This window comes from Lentzea sp. CA-135723 (assembly GCF_050936595.1).
GTDB lineage: Bacteria > Actinomycetota > Actinomycetes > Mycobacteriales > Pseudonocardiaceae > Lentzea.
This window is the reverse complement of sequence record NZ_JBNJMK010000001.1, coordinates 125,777-146,319: the sequence shown is the minus strand read 5'-3', so window position 1 is coordinate 146,319 and position 20,543 is coordinate 125,777. Positions and strand designations below refer to the sequence as shown.

The 20,543-nt window shown below is 70.7% G+C and carries 1 protein-coding gene (cut by a window edge); it reads left to right on the top strand.

Going from position 1 to position 20,543, the window contains the following annotated elements; translation table 11 throughout:
- Window positions 1-20,543, top strand: the 3' portion of a protein-coding gene (locus ACQEU1_RS00520) for a hypothetical protein (protein WP_433194977.1). It extends 8,251 nt beyond the left edge of the window; 20,543 of the gene's 28,794 nt are visible here — the last part of the coding sequence; its start codon lies off the left edge, out of view; it ends in the stop codon at window positions 20,541-20,543.

Below are 20,543 nucleotides of genomic sequence, written 5' to 3'. Positions count from 1 at the left end.
CCGAGGCCCTGGTGCGGCAGACGGAGCGCAACCTGTCGTTCGTCGGCAACCCCGACTACGACAACCGCTTCGCCAAGGCCGCGGACATGCACGCGAACATCCAGGCGACGCAGGCCAAGATCGCGCAGATGAACGCGGACATCGAGGCCCGCGCGGAACGCCTGCGCGACCTCGATGCCAGGACCCGGGAGTTCAACAACCGCCAGTTCGAGCTGGAGCTGGAGCAGCGCCGCCAGGAGATGGCGAACGAGGCCGCCCTCAACGACCCCGGCTCCGACGTGCAGTCCGATCTCGACGTGCAGTCGGACCTCGACGTGCAGTCCGATCTCGACGCGCGGTCGGACGCGGAGTCCGACGTGGACACGCGGCCGGGCAACAGCGGGCTCACCCCGCGGCAGGAGTTCGCGGGCTTCAGGGCCTCGCTCTTCGGCAAGACCCCCGCCGAGCTCGCCGACCTCGCCGTGCAGCACCGCAACGACCCGTTCCACGTGCAAGAGATCAACCAGATGTCCCGCAACCTGGAGATCGCGCAGAAGCCCGGTGGCATCCCGCAGCACCTGAGCGACCTCCGGACCGAGATCAACGAGAACCACCGCAGGGCGACCGATCTGAAGCACGTCAGCGACGCGCTTCCGGACATGTTCAAGTCCGAGCTGATGCGCACGGACCAGGCCGAGCGCCAGGCCCAGCAGCAGATTCTCAAGCAGCAGCAGTCGCAGCTCTCCAACGAGCTGATGACGCTGCAGTACGACCACAAGGACGCGCTCACGACGTACGCGCTGAGCCTGCCCCCGGACGACCTGAACGCCCCCGGCTGGCAGCAGGTGTCGCCGCAGGACGTCGAGGTCCTCCAGGACCACGTCACGGACCTGATCCGCGACGCGCGCGTGGCCGGTCAGCCGACCCCGCAGCTGGACCAGCTCTACGGTCAGCTCCAGGACCTCCAGCTCGTCGACTCGGCGGTGCCCTACCGGCCGGAGACGCCGCCGGTCGAGGTGGACGACGCCTCGTCCGTCCACTCGGACAACGACGCGCCGCCCCCACCGGCAGGCGACATCCGCGACCGCGGTGCCGGCCAGAACCAGCAGGCCCAGCCCGCACCGGCCCCGGCGCCCGCGCCCCGTGCCGAACCGGGCCCGTTCATGCAGGACCCGGCCACGCGACCGGCGAACCCGGACGTGGACCTCGTGGTGCCCGGCGGCTTCGGCCCCGTGCAGGAGGGCACGTCGCCGCGGGCGTTCGCGGCGTCGCTGTACGGCCTCGACTCCGCGGCGCTGCGCGACATGCAGCAGAACCCGGCGTACAGCAACAACCCCGACCGCGCGGCCGCGATCCAGAACGCGCTCGACATCTCCCGTCACGCCGGTCCCCCGCACATCTACGACCAGCGGACGCAGATCGCCGAGCAGGGCCTCGCCAAGGCCAAGGCCGACAGCACCCGGTGGAACGCCGCCGACATGGTGCCCGACGCCTTCAAGACCCAGTCGATGCTGGACGACCAGGCGGCCCGCCGCGAGCGGGCGGGCCGCGACGTCCAGTGGCAGCAGAACCGCGTCGACCAGTTCACGAACAACCGCGACGCGGCGCTCACCACCTACGCGCTGCGGCAGCCCGCCGACCCGAACTCCCCCGCCTGGCGGCAGTTCAGCGACGCCGACATCGCGTCCGTGCAGACCCACCTCGACCAGCAGATCCAGGACGCGCGGTCGGGCGGGCACAACACCGGCCACCTGGAGGCGCTCCGGGACTTCACCGACCAGGTCCAGCAGGCCCGGCAGGACGCGGACGCCGACACGCGCCCGGCGCCTCCCGCGCCCACCCCTGACGACGTGCGGACCCAGCCCGAGACCGACGTCCAGACGCGGTCCGAGCCCGAGGTCGAGACCCGTCCCGCGCCGCCGAAGCCGAGCCCGGCCATCCCGATGACCACGACGGCGCCGCAGCCCGTCGGCCAGGTCCCGGACACGAAGCTGCCGAGCTTCTTCCAGGACAACAAGGCGCTCGGCTCGATCACGCCCACCGACGTCAAGGGCGCCGACGCCGTCGTCGGCAGCATCGACAACCTGAAGCCGGACGACCAGGCGCGCATCAAGAACGCCATCGAGAACGACTTCGAGACGTTCCTCGACTCCGGTCGCAACTTCCAGGTGCAGATCGGCGGCAAGTGGTTCGAGGCGAACATCCGCGCGGAGATGCGCGCGGACGCCACCACCGAGGTGACGGCCGACGCCGACACCAAGGTGGACAAGAACTACCAGGCCGCCACCGCGTCCACGACGACGAACACCCTGGCCACGTCCAACGACATCGGCGGTGCCGTCACGGCCGGTGTCGCGGCGGGCCCGTACGGCTCGGTCGGCGGCAAGGCCGCCATCGCGACGCCCGCGGTCTCGCAGGCGACCACGAACACCACGACCGAGCAGCGCGCCATCAAGTCCGGCGAGGGCTCGAAGACCGTCAAGACCCCGGTCTCGTACGAGATCACGCTCAGGGACGCGAGCGGCAACCCGAAGCCGTCCACGACCGTGAACACCGGCACGAACGTCACGCTGCAGGTCCCGACGGACCTCAGCACGATGGTCGACACCCCCAGCACGACGCCGGCGATCAAGCCCGCCGACGCCGAGTGGGGCACCAAGGTCGAGAACGCGGTGCCGGAAGCCGTGGTGGTCAAGGACGGCGGCAAGGCGTTCACCGACGTGGCCGCGAAGCTGCACCCGTCGATCACGAAGATCGGCTCGCCCGGTCGTGAGGCGCTGCAGAACTTCCTGTCCCCCACCTCGATCCGCAACAACCTGCCCGCGATGCTCGGCGGCTTCGTCACGTCGCCCGACCTCGTCAGCCCGCACGCCAGCAAGGGCGGCGCGGTGCAGATGAAGGCGACGCTCAAGGAAGCGAAGCTCGTCGGCACGCACGACAAGGCCGCGCTGGACCTGAAGGACACCTCCGCCTGGGGCAGCAGTGTGTCCTCGTCCACCAAGACCGGATTCGACGCGAACGCGGGCATCGGCGCCAACATCGGCGTGCCCGGCACCGTCACCGGCACGGTCGGCGCGACCGTCAACTACTCGGCGCGCACGGCCGAGGGCGTGAGCGCGGGGTCGAGCAGCAACCACAAGACCGGCATCGGCGTGAAGGCCGAGACCGGCCTGTACGAGGTGACGGCAGAGGTCGAGGTCCGCACGCCCTCCGGTGAGAGCGTGAAGATGGAGGTCACGACCCACATGCGGATGGGCCTCAACGAGGCCGGCGCGGTGGGTCTGCTCACCAACCCCGACACCAGGAACACGATCACCGACCCGGCCACGGCGAACACGAAGTACCTGCCGCCGTTCGTCGCCGACACGATCGCCACCGGCAACGCGAAGGTCGGCGAGTTCGCCGCGGCCAACAAGGTGCAGGGCCAGGTCGAGGGCGCCCTCAAGGACGTCCCCGGTCTGCAGAAGTTCCTGCCGCAGTGGAACAACCCGACCGCGCAGCCGCGCAAGGGCCAGGGCTACCCCGACGTCGCCGAGCAGCTCGCGAACCAGCGCAAGATCGCCGCGAGCCTGTCCCCCGCCGCGCTCAAGGCGAACATGGACAGTCTGCTCGGCCCCGGCGTCCAGGTGCAGCTGAAGAGCTCCGGCAAGACGACGAACACCTACGTGAACGTCACGGTCAAGGCGAAGCTCAGCAACCCGCAGCACCTCGGCCAGGCCGACAAGCACGCCGTCAGCGACTCGACGACGACGGGCCCGAAGCTCGACGCCAACACCAGCACCACCAAGGGCTGGACCGGTGGCGTGCAGGGCAGGGCGAACATCCCGGTGAAGACCGGTGTCGCCGCGCTCAACCCGTCGCCGCAGGCAGGCGTGTCCTACAGCCACTCGTGGACGGACAAGACCTCGGCGGGCCCGGCGGTCTCCGCCACCAACGCGCAGGCCGGCAGCCCGGACTCGCAGGTGTTCTCGAACGACGTGGAGTTCGAGGTCGAGATCACGACCTTCACGCGGCCGCGCACGTGGGTGCGGGCGATCGTGCCCGGCGCGCCCGGTTTCCACGCGCCCGAGGTCACCACGGTCGCCAAGACCGGCGACCCGAACCTGCCCAAGATCTCCGGCAACGTCAACCTGTGGGTGTCCGACGGCGCGACGCTCAAGAACAACCCCGGTGACGGCTTCAAGCCCGGCGATCCGCAGGTCACCAAGATCGACGGGCCCACCTCCGTCAAGGACGTGCTGAGCCCCGAGGGAGCCCGGCCGAAGTCGCCGGAGTTCCTCAACGTCGAGGCGGTCGCGAACACGACGGCGTTGCGGGACCAGGCGATCAAGGCGCTCGACGCGGCCGCCAAGGGCGACTCGGCGCTCACCACGCCGGGCACCGCGTCGCGCGCGCAGATCGACAAGATGTTCGCCCCGGAGAACATCAAGGCGAACCTGCAGCGGCTCATCGAGACCGGCGTGCAGGAGCAGGGCCTCAAGTACGACCGGCGCGTCACCGACCGTTCCGGCGCCATCGGCATGTCCGTGAAGCTGGGCAAGGCGCAGCTGGTGGCCGTCTCGGACACCACGGGCACGGACAACTCGGTCAGCGGTGGCTACAAGGCCGGTGAGTCGTCCACGACCGCCCGGTCCGTCGACATCACCGGCGGCATCAACGTGCCGATCCGGCCGAACGTCACCCCGCCGCCCGCCGGCACGCCGTCGAACCCGAGCGGGTCCGGTGGTGTCGCGGCGACCGCGAAGATCACGCCGTGGTCGGACAGCAAGACCCGGTCGAGCGAGATCGGCGGCACCGTCGACCGCGGCAAGACCACCTCGGGCGAGGCGCGGACCGTGCTGGTCCAGATCGACGCCGAGTTCACCATCGTCGGCGAGAGCCGCGCGGGGAACTTCCTGCACGGCGGCACGCCGAACGCCGAGGGCGTCAAGGTCGACCTGCCGAAGTCGGTGTTCGTGCGGGTGTCCGAGGACGTCGCGCGTGAGCTGGGCGCGCTGCCCAAGGTCGAGTCGAGCGTGCCGAAGCCGGACTTCGGCACGATGGCGCCGCCCGCGACGGTGGCGACCAACGAGCCGGGCGCGCTGGGTCTGTCCAACGTGGAGTCGGTCCCCGACCTGTCCGCCGCGGTCCGCGAGCTCACGACCGACCTGGCCACGAAGACCAAGAAGTTCGGCAGCGACCCGCTGATCCCGGACTCGGTCCTCAAGGACTCGATGAGCAACCTCCAGCGCATCGTCGACCTGAACTCGCCGTCGAGCGTCAAGGCGATGATCGACAGCGCGCTGGACGGCGGCGTCCCGCTGCTGGTGCACCAGCCCGGCACGTTCGGCAAGGACTCCTACCAGGTCACGTTGCGGGCCAAGGCGGGCACGCCGAAGTTCGAGCAGGTCGTCAACGACGGCGTCGACATGACGCACAACGTCGGTGGTTCGAAGAAGGACAGCGACGGCCAGGGCCGCGGCTCCGGCTGGGGCGCCGGCCTGCGCGCACCGGGCCTCGCGGCGCCGGGCAGCGCGAACCCGGCCGTCTCGGGCACCGCGGGTGTCGCGGCGGGCGCGAACGTCGGCGGCAGCAAGAGCACCTCGATCACGACCTCGACCAACGAGGCGTTCAGCCACACCCGCACGGCGAGCGGCCCGGCGGCGCAGTACAGCGTGCCGGTCGAGTTCGAGATCGTGGTGGAGAAGGGCAACCAGCTCGTCTCGAGCGCGAAGAGCGGCCCGCAGGAGATGAAGGTCCGCACGCACGCGGACAACCAGAAGATCGCCGGTGGCGCGGCCCCGCAGCCGTACATGTCCGCGGCCTCGAAGCGCGGCGCGGAGTACGGCACGGACGCGGCGACGTTCGCGTTCCAGCAGGACACCCGTGCCTCGCAGCTGCCGTCCACCGCGTCGGTCGAGAACCTCCGCGGTGCCAAGGACCTGCGCGACGCCGCGGTGAGGGCGATGACGGAGGCGGGCGCCGGCAAGGGCCTGACCGCCAAGGGAACGGGCTCGCTCAACGCCCTGTTCTCCACGCTGAGCCCGGAGAACCTGCAGCCGCACCTGCCGTCGATGCTGTCCGGCCCGCTCGACGTGCCGGGCCTCAAGGAGGCGGCGCTGACGTTCGGGCAGGACGCCGACGTCAAGGTCTACGCGAAGCTGGTCAACCCGCAGCTCGGGTCGCTCAGCGACAGCGTCAAGATCGAGCACCCGCTGACCACGAAGACGACCGAGACCTCCAGCGAGGCCAAGGCGTCCGAGACGATGGACGTGTCCGTCGGTCTCGCGCAGGGCAGCGCGGCGGTCAAGCAGGGCACCGACCCGAAGGACACCGTCAACTTCTCCACCGGCGGTGTCGAGGCCAAGCACGCGGGTGAGGACTCGGCGGCGGTGTCCGGCGGTCCCTCGCAGGCACAGGGCGCCAACGTCAAGCCCAAGGACGCGCCCCGCAGCGGTCTCGTGCAGTTCGACGTCGAGTACCGCGTGGTGGCGACGATCGGCGGCAAGACCGGTGTCGTCGACCTGACGGTGCCCGGTTCGGCCGGCGTGCGGATGCCCGCGTCCGAGGTCGAGACGATGCTGAACCAGCAGTTCAGCGACTCGTTGAAGGACGCGCAGACCGAGGTCAAGAAGGCGGCCGACGACTGGCGGACCGCCGAGAAGGCCGTCGAGGACGCCCGGCACGAGGCCCAGGACAAGATCAACGAGGCTGCGGCCGTGATGGCGAAGACCGACGCGCCGCTCGGCAAGGCGTCGGTCGAGGCCGAGACCGCGATCGACGCGCACCTCGACGCCGAGGCCAAGGTCGTTCCGCTGCAGAGCACGTTCGACAACGCGATCAGGGACGCGGCGAACACCCGTGCCGCGATCCAGGACCTCAACGCCCAGGTCGTGTCGCTGAGCCAGGACGCGCAGGTGGCCGACAACGCGGTCGCCGACGCACGGGCCGAGGGCGCGCCCGACGCCCAGATCGCGCAGCTGGAGCAGGAGGCCGACGCGGCGCACACCGCGCTGGACAACCGCCGGCAGCAGCTCGCCGAGGCACGCGCGGAGTTCGAGGCGCAGCGCCAGGCGGCGGCCGGTGCCCGCACCGACCTCCAGACGCAGCAGAACGCCGCCGCGCAGGCCGACAACGCCCGCACGGCCGCCGAGGACGCTCGTCAGCAGCTGGTCGACCAGCAGACCAAGGCCGAGAAGGACATCAAGGACGCGGAGACCAAGCTCGACGACGCCCGCCGCAAGGCCGACGCCGAGCAGAAGAAGTGGTGGGACGCCAAGACCAAGGTCGACGGCGAGATCGACTCGTTCAACAACCCGCCGCCGCCCGTCCCGCCCAAGAACGACGGCAACACCGGTGGCCCGTCTACGAACACCACCAACACCACGGCGGACACCGACACTCCGCCGCCCGTGCCGCCGAAGGACACGGCGGTGGCCGAGACCAGCCGTTCCGGTGCCGAGGCGAGCTCGTCGCGTCCCGCACCGCCGGTCGCCCCGCCCGCTCCCCCGGTCCAGAACACCGACGGCCGCAGGGACGTGCCGAAGGTCGGCGCGCCGCCGAAGATGACGCCGCCGACCCCGGAGTCCCACGCGGGCAAGGACGTCCTCACCGACGAGTCGTGGCGGCACGACCCGGCCAAGACCGCTGACTGGTTCGCGCCAGGCAAGCCCGCCGACCCGAGCACGTGGGCGGACCGGCGCGAGAACGCGAACGTCAGGACCGTCGACGTCGTCGTGCGCGACGTCCGCACGGACAGCACGCCGTCGAACCTGAAGTCCTACCAGGGCCTCATCAACTACGACCTGCGCCGCATCGAGACCAGCCCCGGCAACTTCGTGCAGGAGTACACCGTCAAGGTGCACCTCGACCCTGCCGCGAACGTCCACCCGGAGCTCGTGGCCGAGGTGAAGGCCAACGCCGCCAACGGCGTGAACTCGTTGCTGAACCAGGGCCACCGGCTGCCGAGCGGTGACCAGTTCCACCTGAACCTGGAGTTCGTCGACAACAAGGCCGACGCGCACACCAGCATCAAGGTCGACCCCAAGAACCCGAACGTCGACCAGACGCACTGGAACCCGGACACCAGTCCCGAGGTCCTCGCCCACGAGACCCTGCACTACCTGGGCATCCCGGACGAGTACAAGGACTCGAGCCGCGTCTTCCAGCAGCACGACACCAACTCGGGCGTGCACCAGAACGACGGCGGCATGATGGGCGCGGACGTCCACGGCAAGGAGCCCGGCCTGCGGCCGCGGCACCTGTGGCTCGTCGAGCGCACCGCGAACAGCCAGGTGATGGTCCCCGACACGAGGCTGGACCACACCGGCCCGATCACGCCGGCCCAGGACACCGCGGTGAAGGAGACCCCGGACGGCGACACGCGTCCCGGCAAGCGCACCGACAGGGACTTCGACAACGACAGCGACGCCGAGACCCAGCCCACCGGCGCCGACAAGAAGACCCGGCAGGAAGACGCGGCGCTGGAAGCCGACATCGAGAACCTGACCACCAAGCTCGGTCAGCTCGACCTCGGCCCGGTCGACTTCCAGTACAACCAGGCGTTCGCGAAGCTCGCGAACGACGCCGTGCCGATCCCGTCGCGGCAGGAGCACGTCGGCAACCTGCTGAAGAGCGTCGAGCAGAACAAGCCGCCGTCGTTCGTGGTCAACATGATCGTCGGCCACGGCCAGCTGAGCGACCCGGACACCGACATCAGGTCGGTCGTGGAGTCCATCACGGCGAACGCGGGTGACCTCAAGAAGGACATCGTGTTCGTGGTCGGCGTGAACGGCAGGAAGGGCGACGAGAGCGCGCTCGACATCGCCATCGCGAACGCCAACCGCGAGATCGCCGGGCTCGACGTGCCCATCGCGCTGGTCAAGCTGGACCCCGCGCCCGCGGCCGCCTCGGCGAAGTTCCCGTATGGCACCATGCGCAACGACACGATGACCAGCAACGCCAACAAGTTCGCCGTCGGCGCGATGCTGGGCCGCGACACCCACCCGTACCTCTCGATCCAGGACTTCGACACCGGCTCGCGGCTCGTGACCGGTGACCGCAAGGACGTCTTCACCCACTTCCGCGACTCGATGAGCCCGGAGGGGATCGCCCCGATCCGCCCGTTGATGCACTCGGGCGGCTACCGGGTCGGCGACGCCGACATCAAGGGTCAGGTCGAGGCGCGGATCGAGGCGCAGACGAAGAAGCTCAACGAAGAGGCGGGCAAGCTCCAGAACCAGATCAACAACCACAACCCGGCCGCCGCCGCGAAGGGCAAGGGCAAGGGCGCCAAGTTCGACCCCGAGAAGGCTCAGGCCCGGATCAAGGAGATCGGCGCCCGCAAGAAGGAGCTCGAGGCGGCCACCGCCGAGATCAACCGGCCCGGCTTCGTCCGCGACTTCGAGCAGGCCATGCGCGACGACATGGACGCGCGGGTCCGGCAGTCCGACGTGAGCCCGTTGCTGCCGTACTCGCCAGAGCCGAACCTGTTCATCGACGCCGTCGTCCCGCTGATCGACCCGGACGTCAAGTTCAGCAAGGACGACGCGGAGTTCAACGGCCTCGGCAAGTCGATGAATCACTTCGCGGCCAACGAGCTCGTCGAGATCCACGCGGCGCAGACCGTCGCGAAGAGCGAGAACGACACCCAGACCAACATCGACAACGTCGTGTCGGGTGTGGCCGTCGACGCGGCGAACAACCGCAACCCGTTCCGCGGCCAGAACTTCTCGACCGACTTCGTGGACGGCGCGGTGAGCACCGACCTGTCCCGCCTCGCGCTCGGGTTCGCCGAGCGGGGCCGCAAGTCGTGGCCGCAGTCGCACGTCGACTGGACCACGGTGCCGAGCCGGTTCTTCGGCGCCGACACGACGCTCGACCCGACCCTGGCGAAGGCGGCCAAGGAGGGCACCGCGCCCGCGGACATCCGCAAGGAGTACCAGAAGAAGGACCACACCCAGCGCGAGCCCGAGCAGGTCAAGCACCACACCTACTCCTACGACGAGAACACGAAGGTCCACACGGAGACCGCTCCGGTCGAGGGAGGCTGGACGCCGAGCGAGACGGACGCGCGCAAGCTCGGGTGGCAGGACAAGAACACGCTGAACCAGGCCGTCTCGGCCCCGACGAAGCTCGGGATCGGGTTCTCGGGCATCGACGCCGGTGTACCGCCGGTGCAGCCGGAGCCCGTGGTGCCGCCGGAGAAGACCAAGAAGCCCGCGGCGAAGGGGCCGAAGCTCACGCCGGAGCAGAAGGCGGCGGCGCAGGCGCTGGCCAAGGCCGCCAAGGCGAAGGCGAAGCAGGACAAGCTCGACGCGCTGCCCCCGTACGAGGCCGGCACCAAGCAGCAGAAGATGGCCGCGATGGTCGGCATGGCGTTGTCCGACAACAACAGCAACGTCACCCGCACGTTCGGCACGCTGGAACACGGCGTGCTGCAGTACGCCGCCGACCCGCGCCCGGACGGCCTGTTCGACGCGGCCACGCAGGCGCTGGGCAACGACCCGCGGACGGCGGCCGACCTGCGCCGGGAGACGATCGCCAAGGCGGCGAACGCGTCGCCGGACGTCACGACGAAGATCGCGCGGTTCCGGCAGCAGCACGGCCTGGAGAACGGCCACCTGGTCAACGCCTTCGTGGAGCCGGGCCCCGCTCCCCAGACCGTGATCCCGGACAGCTTCAAGCCGGCGCCCGGCACGGCCACCGACGTCGAGGTCGACCACACCGGCACGCCCGGCACCGACCTCGACCCGATGGAGCAGTCGGACTTCGACGCCGCCCAGCAGACGGCGAAGGACGCCGACAACGCCAAGGCACGCGCGGCGGAGAACCTCGCCGGGCACGTGCTCGCGACGCAGCTCGACCGTCCGGTGGTGTTCCACCGCCCCGGCGAGACGCTGACGCTGCAGCCGTTCACCGGCGACTCGGACGCGGACGCGCTGCACTTCGAGGTGCGCGAGAACGACAACGGCAAGTCGACGTTCCTGCCCATCGACGCGATGGACGTCGACGGCCAGTCGCGGCAGGCCCCGCCGTCCACTCCGGACAGTTCGGTGTGGACGGAGCCGGAGGTCCAGACCCGCCCGGCGCCTCCGACGCCGGTCATCCCGATGGCCACGCTCGCACCGCAGCCCGTCGGCCAGGTCATGCCGGGCACGCAGTCGTTGCCGGGCTTCTTCCAGGACAACAGGGCGCTGGGCACGATCGCGCCCACCGACGTCCGGGGCGCCGAGAACGTCACGAACGCGATCGCGAACCTGAAGGCCGACGACGCCGCCCGCATCCAGCGGGCGATCAAGGGCGACTTCGAGTCGTTCCTCGACAACGGCCGCAACTTCCAGGTCAAGATCGGCAACACCTGGTACGAGGCGAACGTCCGCGCCACCATGCAGGCGCAGACCGCCACCGCACCGGTGGACGCGCCGGGCGTGAAGGTCGACGCGATGGCCCAGTCGGGCAACACGTCGTCCAGCACGCACACCGTCGCGACGGCCAACGACGTCGGCGGCTCGGCCACGGCCGGTGTCGCGATGGGCCCGTACGGCTCGCTGGGCGGCAAGGCCCAGCTGGCGACACCGGCGCAGTCGCAGTCGATGTCGTCGTCGCTCACCGACCAGCGCGTCATCCGCGCCGGTGAGGGGTCGACGCAGGCCGTCGTCGGCGTCTCGTACGAGATCACGCTGACCAACGCCAACGGCACCCCCTCGCCCACCGTCACGGTCGACGCGGGCACGGACGTGACGTTGCAGATCCCGAACGACCTGGCGACGATCACGAACTCCGGCAACGCCCTGCCCGAGATCACCCCCGCCGTCCCCGGCTGGGGAGCGAAGCTGGAGCACCCCGCTCCGGAGGCGGTGACGGTCGACAACCAGGCCAAGGCGTTCGCCGACGTGGCCGCGAAGCTGCACCCGTCGATCGTCAAGGTCGGTTCGCCCGGCCGGGAGGCGCTGCAGAACTTCCTGTCCCCCACCGAGATCCGCAACAACCTCGGCGCGATGCTCGGCGGCGCGTACGTCACGTCGCCGGACCTGATCAGCCCGCACGCGAGCAAGGGCGCGGCGGTGCAGATGACCGCGACGCTGCAGAAGGCGGAGCTCGTCGGCACGCTCGGCACCGGGCAGCTGCGCGTGCACGAGACCTCGTCGCACAGCAGCGGTGTGTCCTCGACGACCAAGTCGGGCGGCGACGTCACGGCCGGGTTCGGTGGCAACATCGGCGTGCCGAACGCGGTCGGCGGCCAGGTCGGCGCCACCGTCACGTACGGGGCGCGCAAGGCGGAGAACGTCAACGCGGGCATCAACACCGCGCACAAGAGCGGCATCCAGCTCAAGGGCGACACCGGTCTGTACAAGGTGACGGCCGAGGTCGAGGTGCGCACGCCGTCCGGCGACAGCGTCAAGATCCCCGTGACGTCGTACCTGCGGGTCGGGCTGCCGGAGGCCGCGCAGGCCGGGCTGCCCACGCCGGCCGGGACGCGCGACTCGATCGTCGACGACACCAACAAGGGCCAGAAGTTCCCGCCGCCCTACCTCGGTGACGCGATCGCCACCGGCAACGCCAAGGTCGGCGAGTTCGAGGTGGCGTCCGAGGTCCAGAAGCAGGTCGAGAGCGAACTGCGGAAGGTCCCGGGGCTCGAGAAGTTCCTGCCGAAGTGGAACGAGGCGGGCGCCGACCCGCGCAGCCGCAAGGGCAAGGACTTCGCCGAGGTCGCCGAACAGCTCGCGAACCAGCGCAGGCTGACCTCGCAGCTCTCCCCCGCGGCGTTGCGGACCAACATGGACAGCCTCATGGGTCCCGGCGTCCAGGTGCAGCTGAAGAACAGCGGCAGGTCGACGAACACCTACGTCAACATCACGGTCAAGGCGAAGATCAGCGACCCGAAGCACCTCGGGCAGGCAGACCTGCGCAACGTGCGGGACGCGTCGTCGACCGGCCCGAAGCTCGACAGCTCCTCCAGCACCACCAAGGGCTGGAGCGGCGGCGTCGAGGGCAAGGTCGTGATCCCGGGCCAGACCTCGGCCGCGAAGCTCACGCCGACCCCGCAGGCAGGCGTGAAGTACAACCACTCGTGGACCGACAAGACCACCGCCGGTCCGACGGTGAACAGCACGTCGCTGAACGTCGGCAGCCCGAACGCCCAGGTGTTCCGCGGCGACGTCGAGTTCGAGGTCGAGATCACCGCGTTCACCCGGCCGCGGGCCTGGGTGCGGCGGATCGTGCCCGGTGCCCCCGGTTTCCAGGCGCCGGTGCAGACCACGGTCGCGAAGACCGGCGACGGCACGCTCGCGCCGATCAGGGGCGAGGTCAACCTCTGGGTGTCCGACAGCTCCACTTTGGACACCGACCCCGGCAAGGGCTTCGAGCCGGGCAAGCCGGAACCGAAGACGCTTCCCAAGGCGCCGACGGTCAAGGAGCTGCTGAGCAAGCCCTCCAAGGACAAGGTGCCGGACTTCCTGCACGTGGAGGCCGTCGCGAACACGACGGCGCTGCGCGACCAGGCGATCGACGCCCTGAACCGCGCGGCCGGAGGTGACTCGGCGCTGACCGTGCCGGGCACCGCGTCCCGCGCGCAGATCGACAGGATGTTCTCCCCGGAGAACATCAAGGCGAACCTGCGCACGCTGACCGAGACGGGCATCCAGGAGCAGGGCCTCAAGTACGACCGCAGGCTGCTCGACCGGACCGGCGCGATCGGCGTGAAGTTCGGGCTGAGCAACCCGAAGATCGTGTCGATCTCGGACGACACCGGCACCGAGAACGCCAGCACCGGCGGTTACAAGGCCGGTCAGTCGTCGACGACGAACCGGTCGGTGGACGTCACCGGCGGCATCAACGTCCCGATCAAGCCGAACGACCCCGCCCCGCCCGCCGGTGAGCCCACTCCCACCAGCGGTGCCGGTGGCTTCGCGGTGGCCGGCAAGATCACGCCGTGGTCGGACTCGAAGACCTCCGGCAAGGAGGTCGGCGGCAGCCACGACCGCAACCGCGTGACGCCGTCCGGTGCCCGCACCGTGCTGGTGCAGCTCGACGCCGACGTCACCGTGGTCGGCGAGAGCCGCGCGGCGAACTTCATCGCGGGCAGCAGGCCGCACGCCGAGGGCGCCACCGTCTCGTTGCCGAACTCCGTGTTCGTGCGCGTGACCGAGGACGTCGCCCGGGACATGGGTCTGCTGCCGGACGTGCAGCCGAACGTGCCCAAGCCCGACTTCCCGAAGATGGCGCCGCCCGCGACCGTGGCCGCCGGCGAACCCGGCGCGCTGGGTCTGTCCGTTGTGGAGAGCGTGCCGGACCTGTCCGGTGTGGTGTCCGACCTGTCGGCGAAGGTGAACGCCAAGACGTCCAAGCGCTTCGGCGGGTCGTTGCTGCCGGACTCGGTGCTCGACGACTCGATGAGCAACCTGCAGCGCCTGGTCGACTTCAGCTCGCCCGCGAGCGTGAAGGCGATGATCGACAGCGCACTCGACGGCGGGGTTCCGCTGCTGGTGCACCAGCCCGGCACGTTCGGCAAGGACTCCTACCAGGTGACCTTGCGGGCCAAGGCAGGCACGCCGCAGTTCGTCGACGTCGTCAACGACGGCGTCGAGATGGAGTCGACGATCTCCGGCTCGCACAAGGTGACCGACGGCCAGGGCCGCGGCACCGCCTGGGGCGTCGGGCTCAAGGCACCGGGCCTCGCGGCGCCGGGCAGCGCGAACCCGAACGTGTCCGGCACGGCAGGTGTCGCGGCGGCGGCGAACGTCGGCTCGTCGACGAGCAGCTCGGTCACCACCTCGACGACCGACCAGCAGTCGGCGTTCCGCGCGGGCAGTGGACCGGCGGCGCGCTACACCGTGCCGATCGAGTTCGAGCTCGTGGTGGAGAAGGGTGACAAGGTCGTCGCGTCGCAGCCCAGCGGTGTGCAGGAGATGACCGTCCGGCTGCACGCGGACAACCAGAAGATCGGCGGCACCGAGACGCCCGCGCCGTACACGAAGACGCAGACGCCCGGCACGGCGGCCGACGCCGCGCCGGATCGGGTCTCCGCTTGGCAGCAGGGTGGTTCCGCGCTGCCCGCCGGTGCGTCGGTGGAGAACTTCCGCGGTGCCGCGGACCTGCGCACGGCGGCGCTCGACGCGTTGAAGGGCGCGGGTGCGGGCAAGGGCCTGACCGGCAAGGGCACCGGCTCGTTGAACAGCCTGCTGTCCACGCTCAGCCCGGAGAACCTGCAGCCGCACCTGCCGTCGATGCTGTCCGGGCCGTTGACCGTGCCCGGCCTGCACGAGGCCGCGCTGACGTTCGGGCAGGACGCGGACGTCAAGGTCTACGCGAAGCTGGTCGATCCCACGCTGGGGTCGCTGAGCGACGGCGTGGCGCTGGAGAACCCGAAGTCGCAGGTCACGGCGACCGGTGTGGACTCGAAGGTCGCGGACTCGGGTGACGTGTCGGTCGGTCTCGCGACCGGTGGCGCGGGCATCAAGCAGAACTCCGACCCCGGTGACAACGTGGCGGTCGCTCTGAGCGGTGTCGAGCTGCGGCACGCCGCCGAGGACTCGTCGGCGGTGTCCGGCGGGCAGACCGACAACAAGGTCAACAACCTCAAGCCGAAGGCCACCACCGGACTGGTGAAGTTCGGGGTCGAGTACCGCGTGGTCGCGACGATCGGTGGCAAGACCTCGGTCGTCGACCTGGCGGTGCCCTCCTCGGCCGCGGTCCGCATGCCGGTCGCGGACGCGCAGGCGTTGCTGGGCCGACCGTTCAGCCCGTCGCTGTCCGGCGCCCAGGCCGACGTGAAGGCCGCGGCGGACGCCTGGCGCACCGCCGAGGTCGCCGTCGACGCCCGCCGTCACGAGGCGCAGCAGGTGATCAACGACGTGGCCGCGTCCACCGCGCGGGGCGACTCGTCCTTCACCCCGGTCCAGATCTCCTACAACACCGCGATCCAGACCCACCTCGACGAGCAGGCGAAGCTGCCCGCCCTGGAGGCGCGCGCGGAGACCGCGCGTGCCGAGGTCGCGCGCACGCTGGACCAGATCAACGAGCTGGCACCCAAGGTGGGCGGCTTCGGCGCGCTGGCCATGACCGCGCAGTTCGAGATCGACGACGCCCGCACGGACGTCGAGACCAAGGCCGCCACCCTGCAGCGCCTGGAGAACCAGCTGGCCGCCGCCCCTGGCAACGCCCAGCTGCAGACCCAGGTGGACGCGGCGCGCACCGCGCACGCGGACGCCGAGACCGCGCTGCGCGGCGCCGAGGCGACGTTGGACTCCACGCAGAACTCCATGCGGGAGACGCAACGCCGGCTCGACGAGGCCAACGCGGCCATCCCGGGCCTCCGCGCCGAGGCCAACGCCCGCCGCGCGGACGTGGCGGCCCAGCAGGGCGTCGTGGCCCAGGCCCAGACCGACCGCCTGGCCGCCAAGGCGACCCACGACCAGGCAGCCGCCCAGGTGGCGCAGCACCGCGCCGCACAACAGGCCCTGGTGACCGACGCCGAGACCCGCCTGGACGACGCGAGGCGCGCGGCCGACGCCCGGCAGCAGACGTGGTGGGACAAGAAGGCGGCGGTGGACGAGCAGATCGCCACCTACAACGCCCCGCCGGCCGCTCCGGCGAGCAGCGCCACCGACGGCGGTACTGACGGTGGCACGGGTGGCGGAACTGACGGCGGAACTCGCGCCGGAACTGACGGCGGAACTCGCGGCGACACCGACGATGGAACTCGCGCCGGCACCGATGGCGGCGCACGCAGCGGTACCAGCGGCGACACCGACAGCGAGACCGACAGCGAGACCGACGGCGGCACCGGCGTGGTTCCGCAGCCTCCCGCGATCACGGTGACCGAGGCCTCGTCGAGCGACGCGGACGGCACCCCGGCCGTTCCGCAGCCGCCCGCGGAGGCGTCGTCGTCGCGCGGCGAGGCACCGACGCGTCCGGCACCGCGGCCCCCGCACGCCCCGGCGACCGGCGAGCCGTCCGCGGCCACCCCGGACGTGGCGGCTCCGGCCGCCGTCCCGGACGTCGTGGTCGCGAGCCACGTCAAGTCCCTCACCGCGGACGCGATGACCGACGCTCCCCCGCTCGCCAGGCAGGTGGAGCAGACGCTGCCCTCCGGCAGCCCCGGCGTCGGTCTGCTGCGGGCATCGGTCGTCCTCGACACCAGGACAGACGACGTCGCCACCCTGATCCAGCGCCACGGCGCCGAGCAGGTGGCGAGGACGTTCGAGAAGGAGTTCGGCCACCCGGTCATCGGCGCGGCCCAGCAGGCGCGGTTCGGCAAGCTCGCCGACCCGCGCAGCAGGTCCGCCTTCGACGCCTGGGCGCACCGGATGTGGGACGCCATCGGCACCACGCCGTCCTACACCGCCGACCTGGACCGGCTCGCCACCGACGTCTTCGCCCACGGCAAGGGCTACGACCACGGCGCGAGCGTGGCGCAGGAGGCGGCGTTCAGGGACGTGGTCGAGGCCCCGGTACCGGGCGACACCGCGGTCGCGGACGACTCGCCGGTGACCGCTGACCCGGCACCGGAGCTCGTGGCCGAGTCCGCAGTTGACACCCGACCCGAAACCCCGGCCGCCGAAGCCGAGCCGGCGGCCGAGACCACCGTCGTGGCCGAGACCCCGGTCGACGCCGAGCCGGTGACCGAACCCGCGCTCCACACCGAGCCCGACCTCCACACCGAGGCCGTGGTCGACGCCGAGCCGGAGTCCACAGTCGACACCGAGCACGCCGCCGACACCGACACCGCGGTCGAGGCCGAGCCGGTCGACGTGCCCACCGCCGAGCCCGCCACCCAGGCGGACCCGCTGCACAGCACCGACACCAGCGCGGACTGGTTCGACCCGCGCGACCCCGCCTCCTCCCAGGCCATCGCCGACGCCCGCGCCACCACCCCGGCCACCAGCTGGGTGCGGGGCGAGGACGGCGGCGTGCTCGACTCCACGAAGGTCGGGCCCAACGGCATCAACATGCAGGCCTGGCGCGGCCCCATCGCCTACGACCTCCGCACCATGGACGTCGGCGGTGTGCCGGTGCGCGACTTCACCGTGCGCCTGCACCTGAACAACGGCACGGCCGAGGTGCAGGACCGGACCCGCGCGGGCGTCGAGGAGATGTTCAACCAGGGTTACCGGCTGCCGGACGGTGAGCAGTTCCACGTCACCGTGGAGTTCACCGACAACCCCGCGGACGCGCACGCCACGATCGACGTCACCGACGATCCCGGCGGCAGGGCCGACCAGCTCACCTGGCCGGCCGACACCGGGCAGCGGCAGCTGGCGCACGAGGTCGGGCACTTCCTCGGGCTGCGGGACGAGTACCTGGAAAAGGACGCGGTCAAGCCGATCTTCCAGCACCAGGACGGCAAGGGACACGTCGTCGACGACAACTCCCCCATGACCGACGGCATCGACGAGGCGGACGCGCACCTCAAGCCGCGGCACCTCCAGCTGGTCTCCGACCGGATGGCGGCGCTGCAGACGCACAACCCGCCGCAGGACACCGCCGAACGGTCCGAGCTGCCCCCGCCGCACATGCCCAAGCGCGGCAACGAGCACCTCGACACGGACGCGGCGGCCGACCCGGTCAAGCGCACCCGCGACGACCTCGCCGAACTGTCCATCGAGGACACCGAGGCGAACGTCGAGGCGGACACCGAGGCCAACGACGTCGAGATGCGGGACGAGGCGCCGTTCAACCAGCACGGCGTGCACAACGAGGCGTACGCGAACCTCGCGCAGGGCAACGACCTCGTCCAGATCACCGCGGACAACTACCTGCAGCGCACCCAGCACGGCATCGACCACGACGAGAAGCCGTCGTTCGTGGTCAGCATGATCGTGCGGGCGAGCGAGCTCGACCAGCTGAGCACCGTGATCGACGGTGTCATGGCCGGCACGCAGGACGTGGACGGCCGAGTGGCGTTCGTGCTCGGTGTGAACGCGGAGGGGCAGGCCGAGATCGACGCGGCGATGGCGACCGCCGCACCGGTGATCAACGAACGCGCCGAGCCGATCGCGCTGGTGAGCGTCAAGCACGGCGACGACGGCTTCCAGTTCGGCACGACGCGCAACAAGACGCTGGAGAGCGAGGCGCACGTGTTCGCGGTGACCGCGCTGGCGGCCGCCGGGACGCACCCGTACGTCGCGGTCATGGACTTCGACCCGGCCGACCGCACGACCAGGCAGGGCGGTCACGTCTTCGACCACGTCACGCGGCTCACCGACGGCACGGTCGGCGACGACGCCGGCGGTCCGTCGCGGCCGTTGATGATCGGCGGCGGCTACCGGGTCTCCGTGACCCCGGAGAAGCTGCGCGAGGCGGTCCTCGAACGCATCGACAACGACACGACGACGAGCGCCAAGAAGAAGGAGGACCTCCGCGCGAAGCTCAACGACGAGAACTTCCACCAGAAGTTCGTCCAGGCGATCGACGCGGACATGCAGGCGCGCAGGAACCAGCAGGGCGTCCACCCGATGCTGCCCTACACGCCGGAGCCGAACCTCTTCGTCGACGCTCTGGTGCCGCTGACCCAGCCGAGTGTCCGGTTCGGACAGGGCGGGGCGGAGTTCGGTGGGCTCAGCCAGTCGCTCAACCGTTTCTACGCGACCGAGCTCGCGCGGCTGCACACGCCGCAGGACGCGAGCGACATGGCCGCCGCCACCGAACGCGCGAGGATCGACGTCCAGAACAACCGCCACCCGGTGCGCGGTGAGGCGTTCAAGACGGACTTCTTCGCGGGCGACACCGGCACCGACCTGTCCCGGATCGCCTACGGGTTGCTCCAGACCGGCAAGCTGCCGCAGTCGCACACCGCGCTGCCGAACCCGTCGAACCGGTTCCACGAGACCAAGCCGGCCAGGAAGGGCACCAGGTTCAAGGCGGAACGCGACCAGCTCGCCACCGGTGAGCACGCGAGCGTCGAGCCCTACCTGCCGCCCGCCGACGGGGAGACCAGCACCCACTGGGAGCCGCCGAACCCGGAGCAGCTCGGCTCGGAACCGCACAACACGATGAACCCGGCGGTGTCCACGCCGATGCCCGCACCGTTCGACCAGATGCAGGCGGGCATCCAGGAGAGCCAGAAGGTGCACGCGGCGCACGGGCTGGTGGCGTCCGACCACGTCAGCACCGCGCGGCGGCAGCTCCGGTTCCTGAACGAGGACGTGCTCGCTCGCCAGCCCGCGCCGGCGGTCACCCCCAACGGCCTGTACGCGGCCGTCGGCCAGGCCCGCGGTGTCGACCCGATGACGTTGCGCAGGCAGGTCGTGGACCTGGCGGCGACGCACCAGAAGGTCACGAAGGCGGTCGCGGACTACGGCGTCGGCAGGCCCATGCACCAGGGTCACCTGTACGGGTCGCTGGTGGAGAACGTGAACTGGCGCATGCACAGCGACGCCGCCGAGAACAACGGCTGGCAGAACGCCCGTGACCTGCTCGGACACCTGATCGCGACGCAGCAGAGCGTCAACATCCGGGTGCACCAGCAGGGCCACGAGCCGGTGCTGCTGCGGCCGCTCGGCCCGACGTTCCCCGACACGGTCGAGGTGGAGCTGGTCCTGGAGGGCAACCAGGTCACCTACCGCCCGTACCAGGGCACGTGA